The sequence below is a fragment of the Nonomuraea sp. NPDC049309 genome (genome assembly GCF_043196965.1).
Classification (GTDB): Bacteria; Actinomycetota; Actinomycetes; order Streptosporangiales; family Streptosporangiaceae; genus Nonomuraea; species Nonomuraea fastidiosa.
Map to the genome: position 1 here is coordinate 40,189 of NZ_JBICSH010000009.1, position 25,470 is coordinate 65,658.

A 25,470-nucleotide genomic window follows, 5' to 3' on the forward strand; every position below is an offset into this window, starting at 1 on the left:
GTGATCCCGGCTCCCCCGCTCCGTGTCTCCAACAACGGACACGCCAGGATTAGTCCTGGACGGCGCTATCGCGGGTCCGGCCTCAGTCGTCCAGGCGGCCGGTCGCGCCCAGGTAGATGAAGGTGCCGAGGGTGAGAGCGAGGCCCACGCCGAAGAGCACCCAGCTCCAGACGAGCATCGTGCGGGCGCTCTGCGGGCGATCATTGGCCCTGCCGAGCGCGAGACCGGCCAGGATCGCGCCGGGGATGCTGAAGATGTTGCAGCAGGACACGACCGCCATGCAGTTGAGCACCAGCGCGACGATGGCGTTCGCGGTGGGGCCGCTGCCGGGGGCGGGCGGAGGCGGGCCGTAGCCGTGGCCGTATTGCGGCGGGGGCTGCTCGCCGTACGGCGCCCCGTATGGGATGTACGGGTAGCCCGACGAGTCTTCCTGGCTCATTTTCACCTCCAGACGGATCAACAGATATCACGGAATCGGCACCGGGCTGACCAGTATGAAGAAGAGACGAAATCCCCGCAGCACCGGTGCTGCTTCGAGTAGAGGAGCGCCACGTGGTCCGGTCTGTGTGGGGTCGGTTGAGCGGCCTGTCTGAGTGGATGGGGTGTCGCGTGGTCGGGTCTGTGTGGGGTGGGCGTTGGGGTTGAGCGGCCTGTGTGGGTGGGTGGGGTGTCGCGTGGTCGGGTCTGTGGGGGGTGGGCGTTCGAGCCGGGCAGGCTCGGCGCCGCCTCGGCGAAGCCGCCGCACGTCCGGCGGGCGCGTTCGGCGAGCGCGTGACGCGCGGCCACACGCCTCGTGGAACACCGCGTCGTGGTCGTCGAAGCGCCGCCAGGGCCCTGGGCCAGGCGGCCCAGCCCGTGCTCGGCCGCATGCACAACCTGACGGGAGCGGGGAGGGGGAGTCAAGGCGGGGATCTTGACTCGTCATTGTGGACACGGGTGTTGTAGCCCGTAAATAGAGATAAATCTCGCTATATTGGCCTCAGAGGTTGCATGCGGTCTTCGATGGTGTATTGGTTGATATCTACGGGTCGTGAGGCTCGAAGCGAGCAATGCCAGGCATGATCCACATGTCTGAGCCGTTGTGAAGGGCGGCAGATTTCCGCAGGTCAGGCGCGGGATGATGACGCTCGGTCACCCCTTGTGCGAAAACCAAGAAAACCCGTGACTCGCGGGTCTTCTTTGTGGAGGAAAGTTTCCGCCCTATTACGAGGTGCTTCGTGACAGATACGCCTGATCCAGGGGAGATCGACCTCGACCACTTAACGCTCACAGGCAGCGTCAAAGCGGTCAACGACCACCTGCGCGCCATCGCCGGCCCCGCCACCGGAGACCTGACCAGGCGGGCCGCCGACGCGCAGCTCAGGTCGTACCTGGAGCCCGGGTGCTTCCCCGAGGCGGTGCGCCGGCTCGCCGCGCGCCACCTGCTCGTCCTCGTCGGCGAGGAGGACAGCGGGCGGCGGCTCGGAGCCATCGCGCTGCTGTCGCGCATGTCGCTGGCCGAGAGCACGATCACCGTGCTGTCCCCGGCCGCCGGCGTGACGGAGCTGCTGACCGGCATCGAGTACGAGCCGGGCCGGGCGTACCTGCTGCACGACTGGATCGCCGCCTCCGCGGGCCGCAGCGACCTGGTCGATCTGGCGCGCAAGCTCGCCGAGCTGGGGTCGTACCTCGTCGTCACCAGGAGCGGCGCGCTGTCGGCCGCCTCCGAGGTCGAGCTGGCGTGGGCCGCGCCCGACCTCGGCGAGCTGTACGACCTGTGCCTGAACAGTCTCGACCGGCGCGCCGGCGTCGCCGCGGACGTGCTGGCCCGGGGCCGGGAGCTGGCACAGCGCCTGCACACGCCGGCCGAGGTCGTCCGGCTCGCGGCCCGCCTCGCCCGCGGCGAGCCGCCCGCCGACGAGGTCGCCACCTGGTTCGACACCAAGCCGCCCCTGGGCGAGGTGCTGGCCGTCGCCGCGCTCGCGTTCGCGCACCGGCTCGCCGAGCCCGCCTTCGGCCAGCAGCTCGCCCGGCTCGAACGCCTCTGCCGCGACACCGGGGCAGGACCGCTCGCCCGGTCGATCGGCGGCCCTCTCGTCGAAGTCGCGGACGGGCGCGTGGCCTTCCGCGCCGCGCACCAGCGCGGGCAGGTGCTCGCCGAGCTGGCCGGGCGGTACGGGTTCTGGCTGTGGCAGCCGCTGCGCGCCTGGGTGCGCTCGCTGCCCTCGCAGGGGGCGGCCGTCCAGGTACGCGCCGCCGCCGGGCTCGCGCTGCTCGCGCGGCACTCGATCAAGGAGGTACGCCAGGAGTTCCTGGAGGTGTGGGCGCTGGGGAGCGCGGCGGAGCGGGTGGCGGCGGCCAACGTGCTGTCGTACATGTGCGCCGACGACACCCTCGCCCCGGAGGCGCTGCGGATCGCGCTGGAATGGTCGGACGACCCCCGAGACCGGCGCGCCGAGGTGGCGGCGGTGGCGCTCGGCGGCGGCCCCGCCGTTCGCTACCCGGCCGACTGCCGGCGCCGCCTGCGCGACCTGGAGTCCGCGGGCGGCCGCGTGGCGTCGGTGGCCGCCCGGTCCCTCGCCCTCCTGCCCTGACCCGCTCGCCGGGCACAACGCCGTCCCGGCACGCGCGCCGACCGTTTCCCCCGGCTCCGCCGCGCTTCCCCCGGCTCCGCAGCGCGCGTTCCGTCTCGCGCGCCGGGGGTGGGTCAGAGGCCGGAGACTCCGGTGATGCGGTGGAGGGCGAAGCGGTGCACGGCGGCGCGCGTCTCGTCGTACGCCGTCAGATAGCCGCCCTCCATCCTGGCCGGCTCCAGGATGCGCGAGGTCGCGTTGCCCTGCGAGTCGAGGTAGCCGATCCAGACCCGCACGCCCTGCTTGATGGCCTCCTGAAGGGCCGAGATGGTGGCCGTGGCAGGCCCGCGCGGGATGCCGCCCGGCGCGTCCACGGGCTCGCGCCGCGACAGGTGCGCCGCGTCGCCGGCCCGCAGCGCGCGCACGGCCGCCGCCGCCACATCGGGGTCGAGACCGTTCGGGGCCGAGACCGCGCGGACCGGGGCGACGCCCTCGGTGCGGCGGCTCTCCAGCTGCGAGATGATCACGTCGCCGTCGAGCGACTCGGCGACCGGCGCGTACCCCATGGCGCGCAACGAGTCGACCAGCGCCGCCCTGGGCGAACGCGAGGCGATCACGGTCGGGGCGAGCCGCCGCAGCCGCAGCGCGGCCGAGCGCCGGTCGGCGGTGATCTGGTCGAGCAGCGCGGGGTCGTCGCACCTGATGTACGCGCTCGCCGTGCCCACCCGGATGCGGCCGTGCCGCCTGGCGACATCGGTCACCAGGTACGTCAGCGCCTGCGGCACCGGCGTCGCCGAGTGGCGGGTCAGCATCGACACCAGCTCCTCGGCGCCGTGCCCGGCGTCGAGCGCCCGCCTGATCGACTCCTCGCTGAAGCGGTAGACGGTGGCGCCGCCCTTCGACTCGACGTCGGCGGTGAGCGTCATCCACCGGTTGAGCTCGCTGGTGAGCGGTCCAGGGGCGACGGCGGTGAGGTCGGCCTGGAGCAGCACGTGATCGACGGGCTCGGGCAGCAGCGGTGCGAGCGCGGCGGCGGCGTCCCCGCCCTCGGCGAGCAGCCGCCCGTGCGCGGACAGCGCGCCCAGCCCCGTCACGCCCACCTGCTCGGCCTCCCGCAGCGTGAACTCGGTGAGCTGATCCCGCAGCGGCCCCCGGCGGCGCGGCTGCTCCCACGCCAGGCGTTCGAGCACCGAGTCGCGGTCGGGCGCGAGACCGGGCTCGGCCGCGAGCACGCCCAGCGTGGCCGCCCGCACCCCGGGCGCGGACGAGCGCCGCAGGTCGGTGTGGAGGGCGTTCAGCGGCCTGTCACGGTCGTCGCGGTCGCCGACCAGGCCCGGCACGCGGTCCATGTGCAGCCACATGGACGCCAGGGTCACCCACCGGTCGGCGGTGGGCCTGACCCGCCACAGGTCGTAGCCGGAGGTCGGCAGCCACTCACCGTCGACGCCGCCGCCCGCCGCGATCAGCCCGGCCGCGTGCGCGACCTCCACCACCAGCGCCGCCACCCACTCGGGCACGTCGAGCTCGGCCGAGGTCCGCTTCAGATCGCGCACGCCCAGCCCTCCGGTACGCAGTACGCCCGGCGGATCGACGCTCCACCGCTCGCACAGCTCCTCGACCGACCTGACGAACGAGAACGCCTGCCCCGCCGCCGTGCGGTCCGCGAGCTGCTGATCGCGCGCCTTGCCCCGCAGCGGCGGCGGCACGGCGCGCAGGCCCCGGTGGATCCGTCCGCCGCGCAGGTAGAGCGCGACCTCGCGGGGCAGCGTCACGCTCTCCTCGCCGGTCGCCGCGAGCAGGCCGCGCGCCAGCAGCTCCTCGATGGGGGAGCGGGCCGAGGCGATGCGCACCTCGCGCCTGGCGTTCGGCACGCGGCCGGTCGGCGGGCCCCAGGCGAGCTGGTCGAGCGCGGCCCTGGCCTCGGGGGAGACGCCGGCGATCAGGTCAGCGGGGTCGGCGAGCGCCGCCACGAGGCGTTCCTTGCCCGAGCCCTCGGTGCCCGGCGCGATGTCGTCGGCCATCTCCGTGAGCTGCTCGGGCGCGTGATGGCGGAACGCGTCGGCCGCGCACGGGCCGAGGCCCGCCGGGTCCTCGAGCACCTTGCGGACGCCGGGGCCGAGGCGCAGGGCGTCGTCGCAGCCGTACACGAGGGCCAGCTCGCGCAACCTGTCGAGGGCGGAGGTCAGCGCCGGCTCAGGATCGCGCGCTTCGCCTTCGTCCTCGGTGGCCAGGGCGGCGGCGATCAGGTCGCGCAGGGCGTCCTTCGGCAGCGGCTCCTCGCCTACGGCCAGCGTCTCCACGACCGCCAGCGTGAACCGGTCGAGCCGGTCGAGCACCCTGGCGATGGCCGACGGACTCGCCGCGCGGGAGGCGAGACCTTCCAGATGCGCGGGCACCGGAGTGATCAGCTCGGGACGCGCGGAGACGAGCGCCCGTAGCTGTTCGTCGGTGCGCCCCCTGATCCACTCCGTGAACTCCATCGTTGCCATGGTATGTCCCACCTGATTGAGGCAGCATTGCTAGGCGTGATAGAGCGCGCGGACCAGCTCGTGCTGAACTACGTCTCCAAGGCCGCCGACGCCGCACACGGCGTGCTGCGCGCCGACCAGCGGCTCGACTTCACGCGGCGGCTGCGGGCCAGGATCGAGGAGGAGGTCGGGGACGGCCGGGATGCCCGGCACGTGGCGAAGGTGCTGGCCAGGTACGGCGATCCGGTGGCGCTGGTCGAGCGGGAGGTGCGCAGGCTCGCCGCGGGTGGTTCCGCGGGTCCGCTCGCCGCACCCGTTGCTGAGCCCGTGGCCGCACCCGTGGCTGCACCCGTGGCTGGGCCCGCCGTCGCGGACGGCGACACGGCGGTCATCCCCGCCGCCGCGAACGGCACGCGCCGGCTGCCGCCCCTCGTGGACGACCGGGCCGCGCCGCCCGGCGTGCGCGTGCACCGCCGGCTCACCGAGGAGGAGCGCGGCTACGGGCTGCCGTTCGCGGGCCTGCGCAGGGTGGCCATGTCGCGCGCCAACCCGCTGGCCACCGGCGGCAGGGACGCCAGGACCATCGTCAAGGAGCACCCGCGCGACGCGGCCGCCCTGGTGATCCTGGTGCTGGCCGCGCTGCTGGTGCCGTTCCACCTGGCCCCGCTGGCGATCTTCCAGGTGCCGGTCGTGGTGTGGGCGCTCGGCGCGGCGCTCGTGCTGTTCAGCGAGAACTGGAACGTACGCGACAGGCTGCTCGGCATCGGCGCGCCCATGCTCGGCTACTCCGTCGGCGGGGTGGTCATCGGCGGCCTGCGGGTCGGTCTCGAGGCGGGGTGGCAGCCGTTCGTCACGCAGTTCTTCGACGTCAGCGGCACGATGTTCATGATCGGTACGGGGCTGGGCGTCGTCTGGCTCGGCTACCGGCTGCTCGCGCTCGAAGACCGCTGAACGTCAGCCGACCGGGGCGGGGCTGGGCAGCAGGCCGAGCGCCAGGCGTACCCAGGCGGCGACGAACTGGTCCTTCTCCGCATGGCCCGGCACGTCGCCGATCGTCTCCTGAAACAGCCGGTACTGCACCACCGAGCCGCCCAGCACGGCCGCGATGCCGGTCCAGTCGAGGTCGGCGTCGTGGTATTCGGGCTGCTCCTTGAACCAGCTCACGATGGCGTCGAACATCGGCTGCAGCAGGCCCTCGCGGACCACCGCGACCAGCTCGGGAAACTGGCTGAGGTCGCGGAAGAAGACCCGGGTCAGCTCCGACTCCTCGCGCACCTTGGCCAGGCCGGCGCGGCACACGTGCGCCAGGCGCTCCTCCAGGGCGACCGACGTCTCCATGGCGCTCAGCTCCGCCAGGCTCTCCGCCACCTGGATCCTGGTACGCGCGGCGTGCTCGTTGATGGCCGCGGCGAGGACCTCGTACTTGGACTTGAAGTGCCGGTAGAGCCCGCCGGCGCCCGGAGACAGCCCCGATGCCGCCTCGATCTCGGCCACGGACGTGGCTGAGTAGCCCCGTTCCGCGAACAGTCGCAGGGCCTCGTCGACGATCCGCTCGCGGGTCGATCTGCTCATGTCTGTGCTGATACCTCCGTAAGGAGCGTAGTCGCTACCGCGAGGTACGCCGGATGAGGCCCGCCACGGCGGAGCCGACGATCGCCGCGAGGCCATGGTTGACGGGGATCGTCCAGCGCGCCCGTCACCCGCCGCCACGGCGTCACGCCCCTTCCACCGGGGCGCGCGGGCTGGTGCGGGCGGATCAGCGTGCAGGCGCGCACTGGCGTCGAGCCGCTGGGGCGCGTGGGCTGGTGCGGGCGGATCAGCGTGCGGGTGTGCGGCGGCATTGAGCTCTCGGGGCGCGCGAGGCGGCGCGGATGCGGCGCGAACCCGCGCTCGGCGCGCGGCCCTGCGGGGCCGCCTCCGGCACGCGATGCGCCCGGCTCCGCGCAGGCGCTCGCGGTGCGCGGTGCGGTGGGGGAGGCGACGAGCCGGTCTCCGGCGTGCGGCGGGTGGGGGGTGCCGGTCACGGCCCGCTCCTCTCCGATAAGTAATTCCTTTCTTCCCATTCCCCGGCTCCCAGAACAAGGCCCGTTACAGGTGGTAGGGGAGCGTTTGGCATCCTTCATGCGTGACGACTTCGGTGGGATTCGACCTTGACATGACATTGGCGGACACGCGGGAGGGCATCGCGGCCGTTTACGACGAGCTGGCCAAGCGATTGGGCGTGCCATTTGACAGTGCGGCGATCGTGCAACGGCTGGGGCCGCCGTTGGAGGTGGAGCTGGCCAACTGGTTGCCGCCCGAGGAGGTGCCCGCGGCGGCCGACCTCTATCGCGAGATATATCCGGAAATAGGAGTTCCGGTGCACAAGGCCATGGCGGGCGCGTACGAGGCCGTCGACGCCGTACGCCGCGCCGGCGGCCGGGTCATCGTCGTGACCGGCAAGAATCCCCGGGACGCCGTCGGCACCGTGCGGACGCTGGGCCTGGAGGTGGACGAAGTGGTCGGCTCGCTTTTCGGTGCGGCCAAGGGATCGGCACTCGCGCGCTTCGGCGCGGCGGCTTATGTTGGTGACCATGTCGCGGACATCGAGGCGGCACGCGCGGGCGGCGCCGTGAGTGTGACAGTCGCGACCGGTCCTTACACGGTAGGAGAGCTGCGTGAGCACGGAGCGGATGTGGCACTGGGCGACCTGACCGAATTCGCCGCCTGGTACGACCGCTGGTGCGATCAAGGCGCTCCCGCGTAATTGTCCGGCATTTACCCGGTCGCTCCGGCGCTTCCCGGGGCATAACCTACTTCCATCCGTCCTTCTTTTCGACTGTTTGAACGAGGTCCTCCTGTGCCGACTGGCAAGGTCAAGTGGTACGACGCCGACAAGGGATTCGGCTTCCTCACCCGCGACGACGGCGGTGAGGTCTTCGTGCATTCATCCGCGCTGCCCGCCGGTGCGGGGCCGCTCAAGCCCGGCCAGAAGGTCGAGTTCGGCGTTGCCGAGGGCCGCCGGGGCCAGCAGGCGCTGTCGGTCAGGATCTTGGAGCAGCCGCCGTCGCTCGCCAAGGTCAAGGCCAAGAGCAAGCGGAAGAAGCCGGACGAGATGGTGGTCATCGTCGAAGACCTGATCAAGTTGCTCGACGACGTCTCGACGACGTACCGGCGGGGCAAGCACCCCGACGCCGGGCACGCCAGGAAGATCGCCCAGGTGCTCCGCGCCCTCGCCGACGACCTCGACGCCTGACCCCATCCCCCACCCCACCCCCACGTTTCGCGACGTCCGCTCCTCCCTGCCCATGAGGGACCGCCCATGAGGGCCTGCTTGTGAGGGATCTGTCCTCGGGGGCCTGCTTGTGAGGGATCTGTCCGCGGGGGCTGCCTGTGAGGGGCCTGCCCCGCGGGGCCTGTACGCAAAGGGCTATCCGCGGGCTGTCCGCGGTGATCCGTCCGTAAGGGGCTGCCCGCGGGTGCCTGCCCGCGACGGGTTCTCCGCGCGGAGGAGCGGCGGCGCGACGCCCACGCCTGTCCTTCGTGGTTCCTTCGTGGTTCCTGCGCGAGGACGGCAGAGCCGTGCCGACCTGTCGCGGCGCACCCGTCCCCGCGTTGAGCCCGTTCCCGCGATGAGCCCGTCCCCGGCGACGAGCCCGGCTTCGCTGCGAGGACGGCCGCGCCGCGCCCTCTGCGGGTCAGCGCTGCCGGAGTGGGCTCTTCGGAGCCGGGGCGGACGCTGAGAAGCGGAGCGGACCCCTGCAAGCGCTGAGAAGCGGAGCGGACCCCTGCAAGCGCTGAGAAGCGGAGCGGACCCCTGCAAGCGCTGAGAAGCGGAGCGGACCCCTGCAAGCGCTGAGAAGCGGAGCGGACCCCTGCAAGCAGGTCGGCGACTCCCGCCGGTGGCGGAGGTCAGATGTTGGGGTTCGTCAGGGGCTTGGTGGGGTCGAGCGGGTCCGGGCGGTGCTGGGGCTCGGCGGTGGCGCGCTCGCGGTCGAGCCGTTCCTTCACCGCGCGTACGCGACGGCGCCGGGTCACCAGGAGCCAGCCGAGCGCGGCCGTCAGCGCGACGGCCTGCGTGACCAGCCCGGCCGTGCTGCTCCGCGTGAGCGACAGCACCAGCCCCGCCAGCCCGCCGAACACCCACGCGAGCTGCAACACCGCCTCGACCACGCCGAACGTGGACGACCGCACCTCCTCACCGATCTCCCGCTGCACGATCGCGTCGAGCGCGAGCTTGCCCAGCTCCTGGGCGAAAGCGGTGATGAGGGAGATGGCGAGCGCCGCCCAGACGCCGAAGAAGACGGCGGTGAGGATGGTCGCCACCACGGTGACGGCCAGCGTCAGCAGCACGATGAGCTGCGGCGCGTTCTTCCGCGTCCAGTTGGCGACCACGGCACCGGCCAGACCGCCGAACCCGGCCGCGCCCGCGAGCAGCGCGATCGTCTTCGTCACGTCGAAGAACGGGTCGCGCGCCGCCGGATCGTCGGCCGACAACCACGGCACGGCCGCGTCCTGCACCAGGAACAGCAGGAAGAACAGCAGGAAGCCGGAGAAGACGCGAAGGGCCACGTTCGCCCAGACGGCCTCCGCGACCGTGGGGCCGACCTTGAGCAGCGTGCGCCAGCGCGGCGCGGCGCCCTCCTCCTCCAGGTCGGGCGAGTCGACGTGGCGTGGCAGGCGTACGGCCGCCACACCGAGCAGCAGGAACGCCACCATCGCGACGCGCAGCACCACCGCGCTGCCCAGCCACGCGGTCAGCCCGGCGCCGATCGGCACCACGATTCCGGCCGACACCAGCGTGAACAGCGCCACCCGCGCGTTCGCCGACACCAGCGTGATGTCGGCGGGCAGCACCGACGGCATGATCGCCGCCCGCGACACGTTGAACGCCTTCGACAGCACCAGCACGCCGAGCGCCCCGATGAACAGCGTGGGCAGGTCACCCGGGCCCACGGCGGCGGCCATCGCGAAGCAGAGCAGGCCGCGCCCGAACAGCGTGCCCGCCATGACATAGCGGCGGCCCGATCTGAAACGGTCGAGAATCGGCCCCACGAACGGCGCGAGCAGCGCGAACGGCAGCATGGTGATGACCAGGTAGAGCGCGACCGAGCCGCGGGCCTCGCCGACCGGGACGCCGAAGAACACGGTGCTGGCGAGCGCGACCGTGACGAGCGCGTCGCTCGCGCTGTTGCCCGCCGACAGCTCGATCAGCCTTCCGAGCCCGGTGCGGCCCGCGCCGTTGGCGTGCGTGAGCCGCCGGATGGCCTGCCCGACCTTCCGCGCTCCCGTGGCCGTGGCCTTGCCCGCCCGTATGGTGCCGCTCGCCGTAGCCTTGGTCGCGCGCGCGGTCGCACGTCCCGCGCCGGCGGCGCCGCGCGCCACCCGCCGGGAGATCTCGCGTGCTCGCTCCCAGCCGCCGCCCTCCACGCCTACCAGTGTCACCCGGCCTCCTCCGCGATCTCAGCGCGGGTCCTACCTCCGACCTTGCCCCCTTCCCCGGCGCCGCTCCCACCGAACGAGCACCCACGACCGGCCGCCCGTGGATGGCTTACCTCTGTCGGCGGTGATTTCGCCGGGCGGGGACCCGTGACCGGCCGCCCGTGGATGGCTTACCTCTGTCGGCGGTGATCTCGCCGAGCGGGACTCGCGGCCGGCCGCCCTGGATCGCTCACCCCGTCGGCGATCACCCACGAAGGGCCGCCCGGCGTGCCCGCACGCGGTAGTGCGCCGCCTTGGGCCGGCCTGGTGTGCGGGGGTGTGCCGTTTGGGACCGGTCTGATGTGCGGGGGGCTCGGCCCTTCCGTCCTTCTGCGACCTCAGCTCTTTGGTGACCTCGGCCCGCTGTGGCGCCACCCGCTGTGACGTCGGCCCAGCGACTCCGGCCCGCTGCGTCTTCGGCCCGCCGGGTGGGCTCAGCGGGATGGAGACGGTTCGTCGTGGGTGGAGATGGGTGGGGCGGAGGTTGCGCGACCGGAGAAGGCGCCGGTTCCGGGGAGGCGTGGCCGGTCGTGAGGAGTGCCGGAGCCGGGCGGTGGGATCGGGTGGTGTCCGGGTGGGGGATCGGGTGGTGTTCGGGCGGGGGATCGGGTGGTGTCCGGGTGGTGGGAAGGGTGGGTTTCGGAAAGTGAGAAGGGTGGGTTCCGAACGGTGGGAAGGTGCGGGGGAATTGTGGGCGGGATGCGCGGTTGTGGGCCCCGCGGGTCCTTCGATGGGTGAGAATGAAGTGTGAGCGAACAGCACCTTTCGGCGGAGGCGGGCCGATGAGCCGCACGAGGGCCCGTGTCTCCGCTCCCGACCAGGCCTGTGTCGCCGCCGTCGATCTGGCGCGCGCCGCGGCCGAGGAGCTCGCGCGGCCGGGCGAGCCCGGCGAGCACCTCGGCTACGAGAGTGAAGGCGACCGGATCGTCACCCACTACTTCGCCTGCCAGGATCGCGCCTATCGCGGCTGGCGCTGGGCCGTCACCGTCACGCGCGCCTCGCGTGCGCGTAAGGTCACGGTCAGCGAGGCGTGCCTGCTGCCCGGTGCGGGCGCGTTGCTGGCGCCCGAGTGGCTGCCGTGGAGCGAGCGGCTGCGTCCTGGCGACCTGGGCGTGGGCGACCTGCTGCCGACCCCCGAAGACGACGACCGGCTGGCGCCGGGTTTCACGGAGACCGACGACGACGTCGAGCATCAGGCGGTTTTCGAGTACGGCCTGGGCCGAGCACGTGTGCTCTCGGCCATCGGCAGAGACCGGGCTGCCAAACGCTGGCACTCGGGCGAGCACGGGCCGCACACGCCGATCGCACACGCCGCTCCCGCGCAGTGCTCCACCTGCGGCTTCTACTGGATGCTCTCGGGTGGTCTGCGGCAGATGTTCGGAGTTTGCACTAACGAGTACGCGCCCGACGACGGCAAGGTCGTCTCGGCCGATCACGGCTGCGGCGCCCATTCCGAGGCCGCGGTGCAGCCGCCGCCCGTCGAGCAGGCGATCCCGATCCTCGACGACCTGGGTTACGACCTCATGGAGGAGGAGGGCTCGGTCGACGAGTCGGCCTCCGAGGAGCTCGGCCACTCGTGATCGTGAGTGTCGGTTTCTGATCGTGAGTGTCGGTGAAGGCCGCTAACCTACGGTGGCCCCCAACCCTCTACCAGGATCGTGATCGATGAGCGACACCTACGGCACTGACCGGATGCGCGCGGCCGTTCTGTCCGCGTGGACGGCTTCGCCCGCCCGGTTCCGCGAGGACGCCAACGCGGAGGAGGACTTCGCGCTCGGTGGTTACCGCGACCGGCTGATCGTCGAGCTGGCCCAGAACGCGGCCGACGCGGCGCTGCGGGCGGGCGTGCCTGGCGTGCTGCGGCTGACGTTGCGCGGCGAGGTGCTGACGGCGGCCAACACCGGCGCGCCGCTCGACCGCACAGGAGTGGAGAGCCTGTCCACGCTGCGCGCCTCGGGCAAGCGTGACGAGGCGGGCGCGGCGGGCAGGTTCGGTGTCGGGTTCGCGGCGGTGGTGTCGGTCTGTGACGCGCCGTCGATCGGCTCGCGCGGCCACGGTGCGGTCCGCTGGTCCCGTACGGAGACGGCGGCTCTGGTGGCCGACATTCCGGAGCTGGCCGGTGAGCTGGCCGACCGGGGCGGCCACGTGCCGCTGCTGCGGCTGCCGTTCGACGAGCCGCCGTTCATCGACATCCCCGAAGGCTTCGACACGCTGGTCCGCCTGCCGCTGCGCGACAAGGACAGCGTCGATGCGGTCCGGCGGATGCTGGCCGAGACCAGCCCGGCGCTGCTGCTGGGCCTGCCCGCGCTGGAGCGCATCGAGATCGAGCTCGACGGCGAGACCCGCACGGTGGTCGCCGAGGGCTGGCACGTGGTGTCGGAGTCCGGCGAGTTCACCCAGGAGGAGGTCGCGCGGCTGTTCGCCGACCGGCCCACCGAGGAGCGGGCCCGCCCTTACTGGTCGCTGCGCTGGGCCGTCCCCGTCACCGAGACGGGCGAGCCGGGACCGCTGCCGTCCACCGTGCCGCCGGTGCTCCACGCGCCGACGCCGAGCGACGAGCCGATCGACCTGCCCGCGCTGCTGATCGCATCGTTCCCGATGGCCACCGACCGGCGCCACGTCGCCAAGGGGCCGCTGACCGACTTCCTGGTCGAGCGGGTCGCCGACGCCTACGTACGCCTGCTGCGCGAGCTGCCCCGCACACCGAAGCTGCTCGACCTGGTGCCGTCGCTGATGGGCAAGGGCGAGCTCGACGCCCGCATCCGGCGGGCGGTGCTGGAGCGGCTGCCCGCCACGCCGCTGCTGCCCGCGCTGTCGGCGCCCGCGCCGGTGGTGGAGACCCCGTCGTTCGCCGAGGAGCGCGTCTACGAGCCCGACGCCGAGTGGCGGGTCGAGCATCCCGTGCCCGAGCCGGAGGGCGACGGCTGGGTGGTGTCCGGCCGCGAGGCGTCCGTCGTGCCGGGGGCCTCGTCGGAGTTCCTGGCGGCGGTCGCCGACTTCGTGCCCGGCCTGCTGCCCGCCGGCTGGAACGCCCGCCACCCCGCGATGGCCGCGCTCGGCGTGCGCAGGGTGGAGCTGGCCGACGTGGTCGACATGCTGTCGGGCGAGGCGCTGGAGGGGCGCGAGCCGTCGTGGTGGCGTTCGCTCTATGAGGTGCTGCCGGTCGACGACCCCGAGTCGCTGGGCGCGCTGCCGGTGCCGCTGAGCGACGGCCGGCTCGTACGCGGCCCGCGCGGCACTCTCATCCTCAGCGACGGCGGTGCCGAGCTCGACCTGACCCCGCTGGGGCTGCGCATCGTCCACCCGGAGGCGGCCCATCCCGTGCTGCTGCGGCTCGGCGCGGCCGAGGCGTCGCCCCGCACGGTGCTGGAAGACCCGCTGACCAAGGCCGCGGTCGCGCAGTCGCTCGACAGCCCCGACCCCGAGCCGGTGGCGAAGGCGGTGCTGTCGCTGGTCGAGGCGTCGGGGCTGGCGCCCGGCGAGGCTCCGTGGCTGGCCGAGCTGGCGCTGCGCGGCACCGACGGCGACCTCTATCCGGCCGGCGAGCTGATGCTGGCCGACGGCGCGCTGGCCGGGCTGCTGGAGCCCGACACGCACCTCGGCGTGGCGGCGTCCGAGCTGGAGGAGACCTACGGGCCGAGGGTGCTGGCGGCGGCCGGCGTGCTCGACGGGTTCGCCGTCGTACGCGACGCCGACGTGCTGCTCGACCCCGACGACTGCGACCACGACCTCGACGGCGAGGCCGACTGGATCGACCACGTGCTCGACCTGCTGCCCGACCTCGACGTGCCGCCGCTGATCCCCGAGTTCATGGCCGTACGCGACCTGGAGCTGGTGGCCGACTGGCCGGCCGCGCTGCGGCTGCTGACCACCCCGCCGCTGCGCGCCGCGCTCCACCCGCTGCGCATCCAGGGCGTGGAGGTGCCGTCCTACACCGCGTGGTGGCTGGCCAACCATCCGGTGCTCGACGGCCGCAAGCCGCTGGAGCTGCGGCTGCCCGGCGCCGACCCGCTGCTGCAGGGCCTGTACGCCGACGCGCCCGCCGGGCTCGACGAGGCCGCGCTGTCGATGATCGGCGTCCGTACGACGCTGCCCGAGCTGCTGGCCTCGCACGGCGGCCCGGAGGAGCTGCTCGACCTGATGGCCGACGAGTCGATCGAGGTCGACAGGGCGCAGCTGCGGGCGCTGTGGGTGGCGCTCGCGGGCGTCGATCCGTCGCGGGTGGCGCCGCCCGCCAAGGTGCGCGCCGTGCTCGGCGGCGACATCGTGGTGGCCTCGGCCGACGACGCCGTCGTGGTGGAGGCTCCCGACCTGCTCCAGCTCGTCACCGACAGGCCGCTGATCCTGGCTCCGTACGACCTGGCCGAGGCGCTGTCCGAGCTGCTCGACCTGCCGCTCGCCGGCGAGCTGACCGCCGGTGAGGTCACCTCGGAGGGCGTGACGCGGCCGGTGCCGGCCGAGGTGCGCTCGCTGCTGCCCACGGCGCCCGAGACGTACGTCGAGCACGAGAAGCTGCTGGTCGACGGCGTGGAGTGCGCGTGGCGCTACTTCGAGGGCACGGTCCACTGCACGGGCGTCGACGGGCTGGCGAGGGGTCTGGCCTGGGCGACCGGCCAGTGGAACGACCGGCTCGCGGTGGCCGCGCTGCTGCGCGACCCCGCCGTGGTGCCGCTGCTGCTCGCCGAGGCCGACCTGGCCGAGTCGGTGCTGAGCCTCTGAGGTCCTGTCTCATCCGCTCGTCGTCAGGCGGGGCAGGTGGTGCCGGAGGCGGGGAGCTTGCCGTCCACCAGGTAGGCGTTCACCAGCCCGGTCACGCACTGGTTGCCGCTCAGGTAGGCGCCGTGGCCTTCGCCCTCGTACGTCACCAGGACGCCCGTCTTGAGCTGGTCGGTGAGTTTCGTCGCCCACTCGTACGGCGTGGCCGGGTCGCCCTTGCCGCCGATGACCACGATCGGGGCGGAGCCGGTGGCGTCGATGTGCTTGGCCGCGTCGTCCCCCGGCACCGGCCAGTGGGCGCAGGCCGAGGTGGAGCCGCCGGTCGCCAGGATGGGGAAGATCTTGCGGATGCGGGCGTCGAGTTTCGCGGCCTCGGCGAGGGTGGGCCGTTCGCTGGTGTCGGCGCAGTTGATGGCGAGCAGGCTGCTCATCATCGTGTTGTACGTCCCGTCGGCGCGCCGCCCGGTGTAGGCGTCGGCCAGCGAGAGCAGTATGGAGGCGTCGCCCTTGCGCGCGGCGGCCACGGCCTGCTCGAGCACCGGCCAGGTCTGCTCGGCGTAGAGCGGGCTGATGACGGCGAGCTGGGCCAGCCCGTACGTCAGCTCGCGCTCGCCCACCTTGATGGGCTTGGTCTCGACCTGTTCGAGCAGGTTCATCACGGTCTTTTCGACCTCGGCGGGCGAGTCGCCGATCTCGCAGCCCTTGGCGACGCAGTCCTTGGCGAACGCCTCGAAGGCCGCGTCGAACCCGCGTGCCTGGGTGACCGCCCGCTCCTCGAACGTCCCCGTCGGGTCGAAGGCGCCGTCGAGCACGAAGCGGCCGACGTTCTTCGGGAAGTGGGTGGCGTAGACGGCGCCGAGGTGGGTGCCGTAGGAGAAGCCGAGGTAGTTGAGCTCGTCGTCGCCGAGCGCGGCCCGCAGCAGGTCGAGGTCCTTGGCGGCGTTCACGGTGCCGACGTGCGGCAGGATCTTGCCGGAGTCCTTCTCGCAGGCGGCGGCGAACTCCGCCGAGAGCTTGTCCTGGTCGGCGCTGGTGCCGGCGGCGAGCAGCTCGTCGATGGTGTCGCCGCAGCGTACGCCGGCGCTGCGGTCGACGCCGCGCGGGTCGAAGCCGACCAGGTCGTAGCGGTTGCCCAGGGCGGCGAACACCGGTGCGGCGGTGGCGAGGGTGTCCACGCCCGACGCGCCGGGGCCGCCGAAGTTGAAGACCAGCGAGCCGAGGCGCTCACCGGTGGCCTTGATGCGGATGAGCGCGAGGTCGATCTTCTCGCCGTCCGGCTTGGCGTGGTCGAGGGGGACCGGCAGCGTGCCGCACTCGACGCCGGGGCCGGGAGTGGTGGGTTTGCCGTCGGCGCCGATGAGGTCGGTGCAGGGGCCCCAGGCGATCGCGCCCGCCTGGCTGCTGCTCGTGGCCGGGGTCGTGGCGGGCGGTGCCGGGGAGCCGCCTCCGGTGCCGCAGGCGGTCAAGAACGCAGCTCCCAGAAGGAGCGGCACGATGGGCTTCTTCATGCTGTTCAGCATGGTTCGGCGGGCATATGCCGATGTAGTGGGCGATAACACCACTTCGAGATGACTTCGGCGACCGGCCCGGGATGACGAATGTCAGGTCCGGCCGTGGACCCCGGTCAGAACCACCTGGTCGTGCGCGGTCGGTCGGCTGGAGTGCCGTCTCCGGCAGGGAAAGCGGGCGGGTCCGGCGGTCGGCGCAGGGCGCCGGTGGGAGTCGTCGGGCGGGGTCGTTCGGGAGCCGGGGGTCAGTTGCGGCCGGGGCGGCGGACGAACCAGATGCCGAAGAGGCCGAAGACCACGCCCGTCACGCAGGTCCAGATCCACCACGTGTTCTCCGGTGCCGGACGGAAGATCAGCAGCACGACCAGCGCGAGCGCCCACAGGCCGGTGCCGACGGCGATGGCGGCCGTGTCGTTCGTTTTGATGGGCGGCGGGTCGGGATGCCACTGCTTGTCCACGTATCCAGCGTAGCTTCCAATAGGGTCTCGATCTCATCACTGGCTCTTTTCGCAGCTCACGACCTGCTGCCACTCTTCGCCCGTGAGTGACACTCGTTCTGCAATAGACCGTTTCTTCGCGATCTCCGAGCGTGGCTCGACGATCTCCCGGGAGATACGTGGCGGTCTGGCCACGTTCTTCACCATGGCGTACATCGTTGTGCTCAATCCGATGATCCTCGGCAACGCCAAGGACGTGACCGGCGAGTACATCGGCGACAGCCTCACGAACAACGTGGCGCTGGTCGCCGCCGGCACGGCCTTCGTGGCGGGCGTGATGACGATTCTCATGGGCGTGATCGGCAAGGTGCCGTTCGCCCTGGCGGCCGGGCTCGGCTTGAACGCCTTCGTGACGTTCACCATCGCCTCGGTGATGACCTGGGAAGAGGCCATGGGCCTGGTCTTCCTCGAAGGCGTCATCATCACGATCCTGGTGCTGACCGGGCTGAGGACGGCGATTTTCCACGCCATCCCCGCCCCGTTGAAGACCGCGATCAGCGTGGGCATCGGCCTGTTCATCGCGCTGATCGGGTTCGTGGACGCCGGATTCGTCCGCAAGGCTGAGGGCGCGCCGCTCGAGCTGGGCATCGGCGGCAACCTCACCTCGTGGCCGATCCTCGTCTTCATCGTGGGCCTGCTCGCCACGGCCGCCATGGTCGCCCGCAAGCTCAAGGGAGCGATCCTCATCGGCATCGTCGGGACCACCATCCTGGCGATCATCGTGGAGGCGTTCGCCAAGGCCGGCATCGCCTCGGACACCAACCCCGGCGGCTGGCAGCTCAACCGGCCCACCCTGCCCGAGCGGATCTTCGGCTTCGAGAACCCGCTGAGGCTGTTCACCGAGTTCGACCCGTTCGGCGCCTTCGTCCGTGTCGACGTGCTGCTGGCAGGGCTGTTCGTGTTCACCCTGCTCATCACCGACTTCTTCGACACCATGGGCACGATGGTCGGCGTCGGCCGCCAGGCCGGCCTGGTGCAGGAGGACGGTACGCTGCCGCGTGCCAAGCAGATCCTGCTCGTCGACTCGATCGGCGCGGCGGCCGGCGGCGCGGGCTCGGTCTCCTCGAACACCACCTACATCGAGTCGGCGGCGGGTGTCGCCGAGGGCGCGCGCACCGGCCTGGCCAGCGTGGTCACCGGCGTGCTGTTCCTCATCGCCATCTTCTTCGCGCCGCTCGTCACGATCGTGCCGTACGAGGCCGCCGCTCCCGCGCTGGTGCTGGTCGGCTTCATGATGATGACCGCGGTCCGCGACATCGACTGGAGCGACTTCGAGATCGCGATCCCGGCGTTCCTCACCGTCGTGATCATGCCGTTCACGTACTCGGTGTCGAACGGCATCGGCGCCGGCTTCATCAGCTACGTGCTGATCAAGGTCGTCCGCGGCAAGGTGCGCGAGCTGCACCCGCTGCTGTGGGTCGTGGCCGTGCTGTTCGCCCTGTACTTCGCGATCGGCCCCATCAGGGCGCTGCTGGGCGTCTGAGAAACCGGCCGTTCGGGGGATCCGGAGGACCGGTCAGGGAGCCGCTTCGCGCACGCGGGGCGGCTCTCGGGTATCAAGGGGACAAGAGTCCTTGCTCGGGAAATATCTTGCCATGCCGTATAGTTAGCAAAGGTAATGACTCATGCTAACCAACACCCAGCCAAAGATGGACCTGCGCAGCGACGCAGGTCTCGCTTCAGCGCTGCGCGTTTCACTCGCCAGGCTGAACCGAAGACTTCGACGACAGGCGGCAGCGCACTCGCTGACGCCCACCCAGTTCGCGACGCTCGCCGCGGTGGAACGGCATTCCGGGATAACCCCCGGCGAATTGGCCGAGCTCGAGAAGGTGCAGCCGCCCTCGATGACGCGCGTGATCGCCGCGCTCGAGGAGCGCGGCCTGGTCTTGCGCACCCCGCATCCGACCGACCGGCGGCAGGTGACCGTCTCGGTGACCGAGCCCGCCCAGAAGCTGCTGAAGGAGGAGCGCCGGCGCAAGGAGGCCTGGCTGGCGCAGCGCCTGAAGGAGCTGTCGCCGGAGGAGAGAGCCGTGCTCAGGCAGGCGGCGCCGATTCTGGAGAAGCTCAGCAAGATCTAGAGCCTGAAGAACCCAGGACCGGAATGTTCCGGTCTCTTAGGGTTCGTAACTACCGCATGTTCGCGGCCGGGGGCGCCGTCTCCAACGTGGGCACCTGGCTGCAGCGCACCGCTCAGGACTGGCTCGTCCTCGATCTGACGCACGGCAGCGCCTCCGCGCTCGGCACCGCCACCGCCCTGCAGTTCCTGCCGATGCTGCTGTTCGGGATGTTCGGCGGCGTGCTCGCCGACCGCTACCCCAAGCGGCCCATCCTCATCACGGCCCAGACCCTCATGGCCGGGCTCGCGCTGACCATCGGCATCCTGACGATGACCGGCAGCGCTCAGGTGTGGCACGTGTACGTGATGGCGTTCCTGCTCGGCATGATCTCCTGCGTGGAGGTGCCGACCCGGCAGGCGTTCGTGGTCGAGATGGTCGGCCGTGCGGACCTGCCCAACGCGATCGCGCTCAACAGCTCCATCTTCAACCTGGCGCGCGTGGTCGGCCCGGCTCTGGCCGGTGTGCTGATCTACGTGCTGGGCGGCACCGGGCCGATCTTCCTGATCAACGCGCTGACGTTCGGCGGCGTGATCTCCAGCCTGGTCTTCATGCGCAAGTCCGAGCTGAACGTGTCCGAGCCCGTGCCGCGGGCCAAGGGGCAGCTCCGCGAGGGCCTGAAGTACGTGCTGCAGCACGAGGAGATCCTCATGCCGGTGCTGCTGATCGCGTTCGTGTCGATGTTCTCGCAGTCGTTCTCGATGTCCATCGCGCTGATGGCACGCGAGGTGTTCGGCGCGGGTGCGTCCTCGTTCGGGCTGGCCTCCAGCATGTTCGCGGTCGGTGCGCTCGCCGGCGCCCTGCTGGCCGCGCGGCGGGCCAGGCTGACCCGCAAGGTGCTGTTCGCGGGGGCGATCGGGTTCGGGCTGTTCCAGATCGCCACGGCCGTCGCGCCGTTCTACCCGATCTACCTGCTGCTGCTGGTGCCGACCGGCATCGCGTTGATCACCATCAACACGGCCGCGAACTCCAGCGTGCAGATCGCCACCTCGCCCGACATGCGGGGCCGCGTCATGGGCATCTACATGCTCGTCTTCACCGGCGGAGCGCCGCTCGGCGCGCCGCTGATCGGCTGGCTGTCCGAGCTGGGCGGCCCGCGGATGGGCGTGCTGCTCTCCGGCGTGCTGGTCCTCGTCGGCACGGGCCTGGCGGTGCTGATGACCCGCCTGATCACCGCTCGGGTGGGGAAGTCGGCGCTCGCGGTGGCATGAGTCATGAGCCCACGTCGTGGGTGCTGAACGTGGGGAGAGGCGGGCGTCCGTTACGCGGGCGCCCGTTTTCTTTGCCCGGCCGGTCTTCCGCACGGTCGCTTCCGTACGGCTTCAGCGGGCGAACAGGGCCCAGACCACGCGTTCCCCCATCCGCGTCAGGCCCGTGCCCCAGCAGCCGCTCGTCAGGCCGTGCACCAGCCACAGGCCGCGCCCCCGCGTGTCCTCGGGCCCCGGCCTGCGCGGCAGTGGCACCTCTCCTTTCCTGCCCGGGTCGATGACGGCGAGCCGCCAGTAGTGCCGCCCTTCCTCCTGTACGGGGAGCAGGCTCATCCGCACCCACGGGCCGCCTCCGTGCTCCAGCGCGTTGGCCACCAGCTCGGAGGCGGCGAGCTGGAGATCCGTAAGCGCCGGATGGTCCGGCACCCACCCGCGCAGCTCACGCCGCGCCAGCGCGGGCAGCCGGCCCGGGTCGTCGAGCTCGTCGATGAGCCAGACCTTCACGCTGAAGGTGTAGGAGTTCGCTGCTACCGCTCTTTGCATGGTCACCTCGGCCCGTCAGGCGTACAACGCCGATCCCGGCGCGTACGCTCTCCCGCCGCACGCCACCCGGCGCGCGCTGGAGGGGTCTCATCAGCATGGGCTTTCATCGGCCTGATTGGGGACGGATTTCGGGCGTACAGTTTCCGTACAGTTAGTAGCCGACCACGATGTGTGTCGATCCGCCGAGCTACCCAAGGAGCGCGATATGGCACCAGAGGGGGACGATCCGAGCAGAGAGGCGTGGCGGGAGTTCGCCAGGCGGCAGCGCAGCTTCCGGCTGGGCAGGGGCCTGAGCCAGGAGCGCCTGGCGAGCCTGCTGCCGTACAGCGAGAGCGCCGTGGGCCACGTCGAGCGCCTGGTGCGCAAGCCCACCGGCGACTACACCCGCGCGGTCGAGCGGGCGCTCGGCCTGGACGGCCAGCTCATGGAGCTGGTGCCGGTGATCCAGGGGCAGACCATGGCCCCGAAGTGGTTCAGGGAGTGGCCGCGGGTCGAGACGTCGGCGCACACGATCCGTACGTGGGAGCCGATGCTGATCCCCGGCCTGCTCCAGACGGAGGGCTATGCCACCAGGGTGTTCCTGGGGGAGCCCGGGGCGACCGACGAGGAGACGCGGCAGGCGGTGCGCTTCCGCATGCACCGGCAGGCGGTCTTCTCCCGCCCGCGCCCGCCGCTGTACTCCGCGCTCATCGACGAGAGCGTGCTGCGCCGCCCCGTCGGCGGGAAGGAGGTGATGCGGGCGCAACTGGCCAAGATCCTCGACGTCCTGCGTCCCCCGTACGTCACGGTGCGCATCGTGCCGCTGGGCGCGGGCGTGACGACGGGCTGCCTCGGCGCGTTCGAGGTGGCGACGCTCATGGACGGCGGCGCGGACCACGCCTACCTCGAAAGCGCGGAGGAAGGGCGGGTCACTTGTCGCGCCGAGACCGTGCAAGCCCTTATCGTGCGGTGGGAGATTCTTTCCAGCATCGCGTACCCGGTCGATCAGAGCCGGGAGACGATCCGTGAGGTGATGGCGAGCTATGTCTGATGCGGGCGGGCTGACCGTTGGCGTGTGGACCAAGGCCAAGGCGTCGGGAGGAAACGGCGGTAGCTGCGTCGAGGTGATGCGGCGGGCGGACGACAGCGTTCTCGTGCGCGACACGAAGGACCGCGGGAAGGGGCCGGTGCTGACCTTCACCCGGGACGAGTGGCGCGCCTTCCTGGACGGTGCGTCCAAGGGGGAGTTCGACCTCTCCTGACGACCGGCCCGGCACGCGGACGTCCTTTTTCCCGCCTGCGATGATTCGGCAGGATGGGGAGGTATGAGGTTGTTCGCGGCGGTGGTGCCGCCCGATGCGGTGCTGGACGAGATCGCCGACGCCATCGCCCCCTACGTCGGTCAGGTGCCCGGCCTGCGCTGGCCTGACCGAGCGCTGTGGCACATCACGCTGGGGTTCTTCGGCGAGGTGCCCGAGGCCGTGCTGCCCGAGCTGGAGGTGCGCCTGGCCCGCGCCGTACGCCGCCACACCGCGCTCGACCTGGCCTTCGAGGGGTTCGGGGCCTTCTCGTCCGCGCGCCGGGCACGCGTGTTCTGGGTGGGCGTCACCGGCGACTCGATGGTCAGGCTGGCCGACTCCATCAAGGCGGGCGCGCGGCGGGCCGGGGCCGCGCAGACGGACGAGAAGCGGTTCCATCCACATCTCACGCTGGCCCGCGCCAAGGCGGAGACCGATCTGCGGCCGCTGGTCGAGGCGCTGTCGGGGTTCAGCGGGTCGCGCTGGCGGGCCGAGCGGGTACGGCTCGTCCGCAGCCACACCGGTCCCGCGATGAGGTACGAGTCACTCGCCGAATGGGCGCTGGCACCCGCCGAGCGGGGCTAGGCTCCAGGGCGTGGACCGTCCTCGACCCTGGTTGCTGCCCGTCGTCCTGGGCCTGTTGCTGCTGATCGTGATCGTCGGAGCCGCGCTGGCCTGACCGCCCGGCTCGCCGGCGTGCGTGCCTGATGATGGGCCGCGTCGCCGACCGCCCAGGGCGGGCGGCCGGCGAACGGTCACACCTCAAGACGCGGCCGGCTTACCAGGCGTAGTCCTCCGGGGCGGTGCGGTGGCCCGGGAAGATCTCGTCGATGCGGGCCAGCGCGGCCTCGTCCAGCTCGATCTCCAGGGCGCGCAGGCTGCCCTCCAGCTGCTCCATCGTGCGCGGGCCGATGATCGGCGCGGCGACCGCGCGCTGCTTGAGCAGCCAGGCCAGCGCCACGTTGGCCGGGTGCTCGCCCAGCTCGTCGCAGAACTTCTCGTACTGCTCGATCTTGTCGCGGTGCTTCTCGAGCTGCTTGACCATGTTGTCGGCGGCCGAGCGGCCCTTGTCGATCTTGCGCAGCACGCCGCCGAGCAGGCCGCCGGCCAGCGGGCTCCACGGGATCACGCCGAGGCCGTAGTCCTCGGCCGCGGGCAGCACCTCCAGCTCCGGCGCGCGGGTCAGCAGGTTGTAGTGGGTCTGCTCGCTGATCAGGCCCATGAAGTTGCGGCGGGCCGCCGTCTCCTGGGCCTTGGCGAGGTGCCAGCCCGCGAAGTTCGACGAACCCACATAAATGATCTTGCCCTGCTGCCGCAGGACCTCCATGGCCTCCCAGAACTCCTCGAACGGAGTCAGCCTGTCGACGTGGTGTGCCTGGTAGATGTCGATGTAGTCGGTCTGCAGCCGCTTCAGTGAAGCGTCGCAGGCGCGGCGGATGTTCAGCGCCGACAGCCGCCGCTCGTTGGGCCAGTCGCCCATGTCGCCGTAGACCTTGGTCGCGAGGACCGTACGCTCCCTGCGGCCCCCGCCCTTAGCGAACCACTTGCCCAGGATGGTCTCGGTGATGCCCTCGCCCTTGACACCGCCGTACACGTTGGCCGTGTCGAAGAAGTTGATCCCCAGCTCGTGAGCCCGGTCCATGATGGCGAAGGAGTCCTCCTCCGTCGTCCGCGGGCCGAAGTTCATGGTGCCGAGGCAGAGCGGGCTCACCAGGAGCCCGCTGCGTCCGAGGTTGACGTAATCCATGGCTCACAACCCTAAGGACCTGGAGTGCACTCCAGGCCATACCATTTCCCGGGTGATTTCCGGCGCGACGACATCCGGCGGCCGTCCCCCTTCCTTAGCGATCACCCTTCTGCGCTCGGCCGTGCCGATCTGCCTGGCGATGATCGCCGGAATGATCGGCTCGCTGCTGGTCACCTCGGTGCTCGGGCAGCACGACACGGTGACGCTGGCCGCGTACGCGGTGGTCACGGCCGTGCTCACCCCGGCCTCCTCGGCCGTGACGGGGGCGCTGCGCGGGCTCGGGCCGTTCGTCGCGCCCTTCCGCGACGACCCCGCGTCCGCCGTTCCGGTGATCCGCGACGCGCGCTGGCTCAGCCTGTCGGTCGGCACGATGGGCGCGCTCGCCGTCTTATGCGTGCCGCTGCTCGCCACGGCCACCGGGGTGCCCGGCCAGGTGGTGGCCGAGATGGGGCTGCTGCCCTGGTTCCTTGCGGGGTACGTGCTGCTCTTCGCCTCCACCGGCGGCGCGGGCACCATCCTGGTCGCGCTCGGCCGCAGCCGTAACATGCTCTGGCCCACCCTCGGCTTCGGCCTGGTGCAGGGCGGGCTCACCGCGCTGCTCGTGCCGTCGATGGGGCTGACCGGGGCGGGCATCGCCTGGCTGACGGGCGGCGTGGTGTCGGCGCTGGTGGGGGCGCTCAACGTACGGCTGGCCGTGGGCCGCCCGATCGGGCAGAGCCGGCCGCGGCCGCGCGAGATCGCCAAGCTGGCGCGGGTCAGCATCCCGCTGGCCGCCACCGTGCTCATCAAGTTCGCGGTGCTGGGCGCGGTGACGTTCGCGGCCGGCACCACGAGCCCCCGCGACACCGCCGCCCACGCCGTGCTGACCACGCTGACCAGCCTGATCATGATGATGTCGCTGGCCATCGCGCAGGCCGCGGTGCCGGAGATCGCCCGCGCCACCGACACCGCCGGCGCGCGGCGGGCCGGGCGGGTCGCCGCGCTGCTCGCCGTGTCGGGGACGCTCGTGATGGCGGCGCTGCTGCTTGTGGCGGGTGGGCCGCTGACGGCGCTGTTCACCGACGATCCGGCCGTGCGCGACCGGGTGCTCGGGCTGCTGCCGCTCATGCTGCTCTCGGCGGCGCTCGACGCCGCCCAGGCGGTGCGCGGCTTCGGTCTCACGGCGCTCAAGCGGTCGTCGTCCAGCCTGGGCTCCTTCGCGGTGGCGTACGGGCTGCTGCTCCTCTCCGTCGTGCCCGTGGCGCGGACCTGGGGCATCACCGGGCTGTGGACGGCCATGACGGCGGCCAACGCGCTGCTGGTAATGCTGCAGGGGCTGGGCTTCCACCGGCACAGCGCCAGGGTCGGCGCGGCCGTGACCGTCTGAGCGCGGCGTTGGGC

General features: G+C 71.7%; 21 protein-coding genes. 13 read left to right on the forward strand and 8 right to left on the reverse strand.

Annotated features, from left to right (window positions below):
- Window positions 1–82 precede the first annotated feature (82 nt).
- On the reverse strand, window positions 83–439 hold the full coding sequence (locus ACGFIM_RS37235; RefSeq protein WP_393210862.1) for a DUF4190 domain-containing protein: 357 nt from the start codon (window positions 437–439) through the stop codon (window positions 83–85).
- 778 nt (window positions 440–1,217) lie between these two features.
- Between ACGFIM_RS37235 and ACGFIM_RS37240 the strand changes: the two genes are divergently transcribed.
- Complete coding sequence (locus ACGFIM_RS37240; protein WP_393210865.1) at window positions 1,218–2,573, forward strand: hypothetical protein; 1,356 nt, start codon at window positions 1,218–1,220, stop codon at window positions 2,571–2,573.
- Window positions 2,574–2,686: 113 nt separating this feature from the next.
- Here ACGFIM_RS37240 and ACGFIM_RS37245 read toward each other — a convergent pair whose 3' ends face one another.
- Complete coding sequence (locus ACGFIM_RS37245; RefSeq protein ID WP_393210868.1) at window positions 2,687–5,032, reverse strand: helicase-associated domain-containing protein; 2,346 nt, start codon at window positions 5,030–5,032, stop codon at window positions 2,687–2,689.
- Between the two features lie 45 nt (window positions 5,033–5,077).
- Here ACGFIM_RS37245 and ACGFIM_RS37250 point away from each other — a divergent pair, with 45 nt between their 5' ends.
- Window positions 5,078–5,971 carry a hypothetical protein gene (locus tag ACGFIM_RS37250; RefSeq protein ID WP_393210871.1) on the forward strand — a complete coding sequence of 298 codons (894 nt, stop codon included), beginning with the start codon at window positions 5,078–5,080 and terminating at the stop codon, window positions 5,969–5,971.
- A gap of 3 nt (window positions 5,972–5,974) precedes the next feature.
- Here ACGFIM_RS37250 and ACGFIM_RS37255 read toward each other — a convergent pair whose 3' ends face one another.
- Complete coding sequence (locus ACGFIM_RS37255; RefSeq protein WP_393210874.1) at window positions 5,975–6,592, reverse strand: TetR/AcrR family transcriptional regulator; 618 nt, start codon at window positions 6,590–6,592, stop codon at window positions 5,975–5,977.
- 553 nt (window positions 6,593–7,145) lie between these two features.
- Here ACGFIM_RS37255 and ACGFIM_RS37260 point away from each other — a divergent pair.
- Both ACGFIM_RS37260 and ACGFIM_RS37265 read left to right on the forward strand, forming a co-directional pair.
- Entirely contained in the window at window positions 7,146–7,766 is a 621-nt protein-coding gene (locus ACGFIM_RS37260; protein WP_393210877.1) for an HAD family hydrolase, read from the forward strand.
- Window positions 7,767–7,859: 93 nt separating this feature from the next.
- Window positions 7,860–8,255 (forward strand): cold-shock protein, encoded by a 396-nt coding sequence (locus ACGFIM_RS37265; protein ID WP_393210880.1) that lies wholly within the window; start codon window positions 7,860–7,862, stop codon window positions 8,253–8,255.
- Between the two features lie 656 nt (window positions 8,256–8,911).
- Here ACGFIM_RS37265 and ACGFIM_RS37270 read toward each other — a convergent pair.
- A complete protein-coding gene (locus ACGFIM_RS37270; RefSeq protein WP_393210883.1) occupies window positions 8,912–10,444 on the reverse strand; it encodes an MFS transporter in 1,533 nt (510 codons plus the stop codon).
- 818 nt (window positions 10,445–11,262) lie between these two features.
- Between ACGFIM_RS37270 and ACGFIM_RS37275 the strand changes: the two genes are divergently transcribed.
- Window positions 11,263–12,060 carry a DUF3027 domain-containing protein gene (locus ACGFIM_RS37275; RefSeq protein ID WP_393210886.1) on the forward strand — a complete coding sequence of 266 codons (798 nt, stop codon included), beginning with the start codon at window positions 11,263–11,265 and terminating at the stop codon, window positions 12,058–12,060.
- An 85-nt stretch (window positions 12,061–12,145) separates the two neighbouring features.
- Window positions 12,146–15,199: a sacsin N-terminal ATP-binding-like domain-containing protein gene (locus tag ACGFIM_RS37280; protein ID WP_393210889.1), complete on the forward strand. Its 3,054-nt coding sequence runs from the start codon at window positions 12,146–12,148 to the stop codon at window positions 15,197–15,199.
- A 23-nt stretch (window positions 15,200–15,222) separates the two neighbouring features.
- Here ACGFIM_RS37280 and ACGFIM_RS37285 read toward each other — a convergent pair whose 3' ends face one another.
- Window positions 15,223–16,704 carry an alpha/beta hydrolase gene (locus ACGFIM_RS37285; RefSeq protein WP_393210892.1) on the reverse strand — a complete coding sequence of 494 codons (1,482 nt, stop codon included), beginning with the start codon at window positions 16,702–16,704 and terminating at the stop codon, window positions 15,223–15,225.
- Window positions 16,705–16,949: 245 nt separating this feature from the next.
- Window positions 16,950–17,162: a DUF2530 domain-containing protein gene (locus ACGFIM_RS37290; protein WP_393210895.1), complete on the reverse strand. Its 213-nt coding sequence runs from the start codon at window positions 17,160–17,162 to the stop codon at window positions 16,950–16,952.
- A gap of 82 nt (window positions 17,163–17,244) precedes the next feature.
- Between ACGFIM_RS37290 and ACGFIM_RS37295 the strand changes: the two genes are divergently transcribed.
- From ACGFIM_RS37295 to ACGFIM_RS37305, 3 genes are all read left to right on the forward strand, one after another.
- A complete protein-coding gene (locus ACGFIM_RS37295) occupies window positions 17,245–18,684 on the forward strand; it encodes an NCS2 family permease (RefSeq protein WP_393210898.1) in 1,440 nt (479 codons plus the stop codon).
- A 142-nt stretch (window positions 18,685–18,826) separates the two neighbouring features.
- Window positions 18,827–19,279, forward strand: a complete 453-nt coding sequence (locus ACGFIM_RS37300; protein ID WP_393210901.1) for a MarR family winged helix-turn-helix transcriptional regulator — start codon at window positions 18,827–18,829, stop codon at window positions 19,277–19,279.
- A 23-nt stretch (window positions 19,280–19,302) separates the two neighbouring features.
- On the forward strand, window positions 19,303–20,526 hold the full coding sequence (locus ACGFIM_RS37305; RefSeq protein ID WP_393210904.1) for an MFS transporter: 1,224 nt from the start codon (window positions 19,303–19,305) through the stop codon (window positions 20,524–20,526).
- A 111-nt stretch (window positions 20,527–20,637) separates the two neighbouring features.
- Here ACGFIM_RS37305 and ACGFIM_RS37310 read toward each other — a convergent pair whose 3' ends face one another.
- Complete coding sequence (locus ACGFIM_RS37310; protein WP_393210907.1) at window positions 20,638–21,027, reverse strand: ATP-binding protein; 390 nt, start codon at window positions 21,025–21,027, stop codon at window positions 20,638–20,640.
- A 244-nt stretch (window positions 21,028–21,271) separates the two neighbouring features.
- On the opposite strand from ACGFIM_RS37310, the gene ACGFIM_RS37315 reads away from it, so the two are divergent.
- The 3 genes from ACGFIM_RS37315 to thpR all read left to right on the forward strand — a co-directional run bounded on the left by ACGFIM_RS37315 (window position 21,272) and on the right by thpR (window position 22,928).
- Entirely contained in the window at window positions 21,272–22,096 is an 825-nt protein-coding gene (locus tag ACGFIM_RS37315; RefSeq protein ID WP_393210910.1) for a Scr1 family TA system antitoxin-like transcriptional regulator, read from the forward strand.
- Complete coding sequence (locus ACGFIM_RS37320) at window positions 22,089–22,307, forward strand: DUF397 domain-containing protein (protein ID WP_393210913.1); 219 nt, start codon at window positions 22,089–22,091, stop codon at window positions 22,305–22,307. Before ACGFIM_RS37315 ends, ACGFIM_RS37320 begins: the two co-directional genes overlap by 8 nt.
- Before the next feature lie 63 nt (window positions 22,308–22,370).
- A complete protein-coding gene (gene thpR / locus ACGFIM_RS37325; RefSeq protein WP_393210916.1) occupies window positions 22,371–22,928 on the forward strand; it encodes an RNA 2',3'-cyclic phosphodiesterase in 558 nt (185 codons plus the stop codon).
- 193 nt (window positions 22,929–23,121) lie between these two features.
- Here the strand turns inward: thpR and ACGFIM_RS37330 are convergent, their stop codons facing one another.
- Window positions 23,122–24,090 (reverse strand): aldo/keto reductase, encoded by a 969-nt coding sequence (locus ACGFIM_RS37330; protein WP_393210919.1) that lies wholly within the window; start codon window positions 24,088–24,090, stop codon window positions 23,122–23,124.
- 52 nt (window positions 24,091–24,142) lie between these two features.
- Here ACGFIM_RS37330 and ACGFIM_RS37335 point away from each other — a divergent pair, with 52 nt between their 5' ends.
- Window positions 24,143–25,456, forward strand: coding sequence for an MATE family efflux transporter (locus ACGFIM_RS37335; RefSeq protein WP_393210922.1), 1,314 nt, complete (start codon window positions 24,143–24,145; stop codon window positions 25,454–25,456).
- The last annotated feature ends 14 nt before the right edge of the window (window positions 25,457–25,470 follow it).

Bases quoted from the DNA above. Each gene is read 5' to 3' on its own strand.
- ACGFIM_RS37235 (WP_393210862.1), bottom strand. From the start codon at position 439: ATGAGCCAGGAAGACTCGTCGGGCTACCCGTACATCCCATACGGGGCG.
- ACGFIM_RS37245 (WP_393210868.1), bottom strand. From the start codon at position 5,032: ATGGAGTTCACGGAGTGGATCAGGGGGCGCACCGACGAACAGCTACGG.
- ACGFIM_RS37255 (WP_393210874.1), bottom strand. From the start codon at position 6,592: ATGAGCAGATCGACCCGCGAGCGGATCGTCGACGAGGCCCTGCGACTG.
- ACGFIM_RS37275 (WP_393210886.1), top strand. From the start codon at position 11,263: ATGAGCCGCACGAGGGCCCGTGTCTCCGCTCCCGACCAGGCCTGTGTC.
- ACGFIM_RS37280 (WP_393210889.1), top strand. From the start codon at position 12,146: ATGAGCGACACCTACGGCACTGACCGGATGCGCGCGGCCGTTCTGTCC.
- ACGFIM_RS37285 (WP_393210892.1), bottom strand. From the start codon at position 16,704: ATGAAGAAGCCCATCGTGCCGCTCCTTCTGGGAGCTGCGTTCTTGACC.
- ACGFIM_RS37300 (WP_393210901.1), top strand. From the start codon at position 18,827: ATGCTAACCAACACCCAGCCAAAGATGGACCTGCGCAGCGACGCAGGT.
- ACGFIM_RS37305 (WP_393210904.1), top strand. From the start codon at position 19,303: ATGTTCCGGTCTCTTAGGGTTCGTAACTACCGCATGTTCGCGGCCGGG.
- ACGFIM_RS37315 (WP_393210910.1), top strand. From the start codon at position 21,272: ATGGCACCAGAGGGGGACGATCCGAGCAGAGAGGCGTGGCGGGAGTTC.
- ACGFIM_RS37320 (WP_393210913.1), top strand. From the start codon at position 22,089: ATGTCTGATGCGGGCGGGCTGACCGTTGGCGTGTGGACCAAGGCCAAG.
- thpR (WP_393210916.1), top strand. From the start codon at position 22,371: ATGAGGTTGTTCGCGGCGGTGGTGCCGCCCGATGCGGTGCTGGACGAG.
- ACGFIM_RS37330 (WP_393210919.1), bottom strand. From the start codon at position 24,090: ATGGATTACGTCAACCTCGGACGCAGCGGGCTCCTGGTGAGCCCGCTC.